Here is a 5,081-nt window from a genome sequence, read left to right as displayed (position 1 = left end):
CACCACCCCCACCGAACTCCTCACCGCACTCGACGCACTGGCGCGCGGCGAACTCCCGCACGGCGCCGCCACCGGCCGCGCCGCCACCGGCCGGACCGTCTTCCTCTTCCCCGGCCAGGGCACCCAGTGGCTCGGCATGGGCCGCGAACTCGCCGCCGCCCACCCGCACTTCGCCGCGACGCTGCGGGCCTGCGCCGACGCGCTCGCCCCGCACACCGACTGGTCGCCGGCCGACGTCCTCAGCGGCGCGCCCGGGGCGCCGCCGCTGGACCGCGTGGACGTCGTGCAGCCCGCGCTGTGGGCCGTGATGGTCTCGCTGGCCGAGTTGTGGCGCCACCACGGGGTGCGGCCGGACGCCGTCGTCGGCCACTCGCAGGGCGAGATCGCCGCGGCCTGCGTGGCCGGGGCGCTCTCCCTCGACGACGCCGCCCGCGTCGTGGCGTTGCGCAGCCGCGCGATCCGCGTGCTGGAGGGCCGCGGCGGGATGGTGTCCGTGACCGCCCCCTCCGAGCGGCTGCTGCCGCTGCTGGAGCCATGGGGCGACCGGATCTCCGTCGCGGCGGTCAACGGCCCGTCCTCCACCATCGTTTCCGGCGAGCCCGAAGCCCTGACCGGCCTGCTCGACGCGTGCGCGGCGGCGGGGGTGTGGGCCCGGCGCGTCAACGTGGACTACGCCTCGCACTCCGCCCAGGTCGAGGGCCTGCGGGAGCGGCTGGCCGAGGACCTGGCGCCGATCGCGCCGCGTGGCGGCGAGGTCCGATTCCACTCCACCGTCACCGGCGGCGCGTTCGACACGGCCGGGCTGGACGCGGGGTACTGGTTCCGCAACCTGCGGCAGACCGTCCGTTTCGAGGAGACCGTGCGGGGCCTGCTGGCGGGCGGCGCCACCACGTTCATCGAGGTCAGCCCGCACCCGGTGCTCGGTGTCGCGGTCGAGCAGATCATCGAGTCGGCGGGCGTCGCCGGGGACCCACCGGCGAGCGTCATCGGCTCGCTGCACCGCGACGACGGCGGCCCCGGCCGGTTCACGGCCGCGCTCGCGGAGGCGCACACGCACGGCGCGCCCGTGGCGTGGGAGACGCTGTACGACCCGGCCCGCGCCCGCCGCGTCACGCTGCCCACCTACCCCTTCCGCGCCGAACGCTTCTGGGCCGCGCCCCGCGCCGGAGCCCGCGGCACCGGCGGCGACGTGGCCGGGGCCGGACTGCGGCCCACGGGCCACCCGTTGCTCGCGGCGGCCGTCGAACGCGCCGACGGCGACGGCTGGTTGTTCACCGGCCGTGTCTCGCGCGACACCCACCCCTGGCTCACCGACCACGCCGTGCACGGCACGGTCCTGGTGCCGGGCACCGCCTTCGTCGAACTGGCCGCCCACGCCGGGGCGGTGACCGGCTGCGGACTGGTCGAGGAGCTGACCGTCGAGGAGCCACTGGCCGTCGCGGACGGCGGCGCCGTGGACCTCCAGACCTCGGTCGGGGAACCGGACGCCCACGGGCGCCGCCCGGTCGCCGTGCACGCCCGCCCGGCGGACGGCGACACGTGGACCCGGCACGCCACCGGCCTCCTCGCGCCCGACACCGGACCGGAGGCCACGGCCGACGCCGCCTTCGCCGTCTGGCCGCCGCCCGACGCGGTGCCCGTCCCGATCGACGGCCTCTACGCCGGGCTGGCGGACCGGGGCTTCGGCTACGGCCCCGCCTTCCAGGGGCTGCGCGCCGCCTGGCGGCGCGGCGACACGCTGCTCGCCGAGGTGGAACTCGGCACCGGACCCGGCACCGAATCCGCCGCGGAGCCCGGCGCGTTCGGCCTGCACCCGGCGCTGCTGGACGCGGCGTTCCACGCCCGGCTCACCGAACTGACGGGCCCCGGTGCCGAGTCGGCGCAGGCGTGGCTGCCGTTCGCCTGGTCCGGGGTGCGGCTGTCCCGGCCCGGCGCGACCCGGCTGCGCGTCGTCCTCACCCCGCCCGGCGCGAACAGCGACCCCGGCGCCGTGCGGATGACGGCGGCCGACGAGACCGGCGCCCCCGTCGTCTCCGTCGACACGGTCGTCGCCCGCCCGGTGACCCAGGCCCGGCTGGCGTCGCTGCGCACGGCCGCCGACTCGCTGTTCCGCCTCGACTGGACGCCGCTGCCCGCCGGTTCGGGCCCGGCCACACCGGCCGCACCGGCCGCACCGACCGCCGCCCGCTGGGCGGTCCTCGGCGCCGCCCCCCTGCCCGGGGCGGCGACCGGCGGGGACGGTGACGGGCTGCCCCGGCACACCGACCCGGCCGCGCTCGCCCGCGCCGTCGCCGGGGACTCGGCCACGCCCGAGGCCGTGCTCGTCGTGGCGGAGGAGCGGGCCGACCCGCACGACACCGCGCACCGCACGTTCGCCCTGCTGCGCGCCTGGCTGGCCGAGGAACGACTCGCGGCGACGCGCCTGGTGTTCGTCACCCGGCGCGCGGTGGCCACCACGCCGGACGCCGATGTCGACACCGGGCAGGCGCCGTTGTGGGGCCTGGTCCGTTCGGCGCAGTCCGAGCACCCCGGGCGCTTCGTCCTCGCGGACCTCGACGGCGACACCGCGTCCTGGCGGGCCCTGCCCGCCGCCCTCGACGGCGGCGAACCCCAACTCGCCCTCCGCGCCGGTCTGCCGCACGTGCCCCGCCTGGTCCGCGCCCGGGGCGCGGCGGGCGGCCCGCTCGCGTTCGACCCCGACGGCACGGTCCTGATCACCGGCGGCACCGGCGGTCTGGGCGCGCTGGTCGCCCGGCACCTGGCCGCCGAACACGGCGCCCGGCACCTGCTGCTGGCCAGCCGGCGCGGCCACGCGGCGCCCGGCGCCGCCGCGTTGGCCGGGGAACTGGCCGCACTCGGCGCCGATGTCACCCTCGCCGCCTGCGACGTGGCCGACCGCGCGGAGGTCGCGGCGCTGCTGGCCGCCGTGCCCGCCGCCCACCCGCTGACCGCCGTCATCCACTCCGCCGGGGTGCTGGACGACGGCCTGATCGAGTCCCTCACCCCCGAGCGGCTGGACCGGGTGCTGCGCCCGAAGATCGACGCCGCCCGCCACCTGCACGAACTGACCTACGGGGACGGCGGCGTGCGGTCGTTCGTGCTCTTCTCCTCGGTGGCGGGCACGGTCGGCGGCCCCGGACAGGGCAACTACGCGGCGGGCAACACGTTTCTGGACGCGCTCGCCCAGGCGCGGCGTGCCCGGGGCCTGCCCGCCGTCTCCCTGGCCTGGGGCCTGTGGGAGGAGGCCAGCGACATGACGCGCCACCTCGGCGGCGCGGGCGTCGGCCACCTGGGCCGCTCCGGACTGGCGCCGCTGTCCACCGGGGAGGGACTGCGCCTGTTCGACGCCGTGCACGGCACGGGCGACGCGCTGCTCGTTCCCGCCCTCCTCGACACGGCCGCGCTGCGTGCCCGCGCCGGGGACGACGTACTGCCCGCGACCCTGCGCGGGCTGGTCCCGGCCCCGGTGACCCGCCCGGTCGGCGGCACCGGCGGCGACGCCCTCGCGGCCCGCGTCGCCGCCGCCCCCGAGGAGGAGCGCGACGCGCTGGTGCTGGAGGTCGTCGCGGCCCGGGTCGCGGAGGTCCTCGGGTACGCGGGCGCCGACGCCGTGGCGCCGGAGCGCGCGTTCCAGGAGATGGGCCTCGACTCGCTGGGCGCCGTCCGCCTGCGGAACCGCCTCCAGCAGGCCACCGGCCTCACGCTGCCGTCCACGCTCGCGTTCGCGCACCCCACGGTCGCCGGGCTGGCCCGGCACCTCAGGTCGCTGATCGAGGAGCGTGCCGATACCGGCGCCGCCGCGCGGGAGTCGGGGATGGTGTCCGCCGAACTCGACCGGCTCGCCGGGCTGCTGGCCTCGGTGCCGGAGCACGAGGTGGGCGGCATCGGCGCCCGGCTGCGGGCGCTGCTCGCCGAGGTGGAGAGCCGGAGCGGCGGCGCCCCCGCGCCGGCCACCGGCGACCGGATCGAGGCGGCCACCGCCGACGAGATCTTCGACCTGATCGACAACGACCTGGGGGTGCGCTGACGGTGTCCGGCGACAACACGGCGTCCGGCGACGACAAGGCGCTGCGCTACCTCAAACGTGTCACCGCTGAACTCCAGGCGACGCGCGAGCAGTTGCGGAGCGCGGAGCAGCGGGCGGGTGAGCCGGTGGCGATCGTGGGCATGGCCTGCCGCTACCCCGGCGGCGTCGGCTCCCCCGCCGACCTGTGGGACGTGGTCGCGGGCGGCCGGGACGTGATCGCGGACTTCCCCACCGACCGGGGCTGGGACCTGGAGACGCTGTTCCACCCCGACCCGGACCATCCGGGCACGAGTTACGCGGCGGCGGGCGGATTCCTCGACGGCGCCACCGAGTTCGACGCCGACTTCTTCGGCATCGGCCGCACCGAGGCCCTCGCCATGGACCCGCAGCAGCGGCTCCTCCTCCAGACCGCCTGGGAGACCCTGGAGGACGCGGGCCTCGACCCGGCGGCGCTGCGCGGCTCCCGGACCGGCGTGTACGTGGGGACCACCGGCCAGGACTACGCGTTCCTGTCCGCCTCGGGGCCGGGCGAGTTGGAGGGGTACTGGGGCATCGGCTCGGCCGGGAGCGTGCTCTCCGGCCGCGTGGCCTACGTGTTCGGCTTCGAGGGCCCGGCCCTCACCGTGGACACGGCCTGTTCGTCGTCGCTGGTCGGCGTGCATCTGGCGGCGCAGGCGCTGCGGCGCGGCGAGTGCTCCCTCGCTCTGGCCGGGGGCGTGACCGTGATGGCGACGCCGAAGACGTTCACGGAGTTCAGCCGTCAGCGCGGCCTGGCCCCGGACGGCCGCTGCAAGTCGTACGCCGAGGCCGCCGATGGCACCGGCTGGTCCGAGGGCGTGGGCCTGGTGCTGCTGGAACGGCTCGGCGACGCCCGGCGCAACAACCACCGGATTCTCGGGCTGGTCCGGGGGTCGGCGGTCAACCAGGACGGCGCGAGCAACGGCCTGACCGCCCCCAACGGTCCCTCCCAGACCCGGGTCATCGCCCAGGCGCTGGCCGACGCCCGCCTCGAACCGCACGATGTCGACGCGGTCGAGGGCCACGGCACCGGCAC

At 77.6% G+C, this 5,081-nt stretch carries 2 protein-coding genes; both read left to right on the top strand.

The window, feature by feature from the left end; genetic code table 11:
* On the top strand, positions 1–4,027 hold a 4,027-nt coding region (locus tag ACSNOC_RS26910; RefSeq protein WP_436750182.1), incomplete at its 5' end, for an SDR family NAD(P)-dependent oxidoreductase.
* Between the two features lie 2 nt (positions 4,028–4,029).
* Positions 4,030–5,081: beta-ketoacyl synthase N-terminal-like domain-containing protein (locus ACSNOC_RS26905; RefSeq protein ID WP_436750181.1), on the top strand; the 1,052-nt coding region annotated here is incomplete at its 3' end.

This window comes from Streptomyces sp. URMC 129 (genome assembly GCF_051386415.1).
In the GTDB taxonomy this organism is placed as follows: Bacteria; Actinomycetota; Actinomycetes; order Streptomycetales; family Streptomycetaceae; genus Streptomyces.
This window is presented reverse-complemented; position numbering and strand designations above follow the sequence as displayed.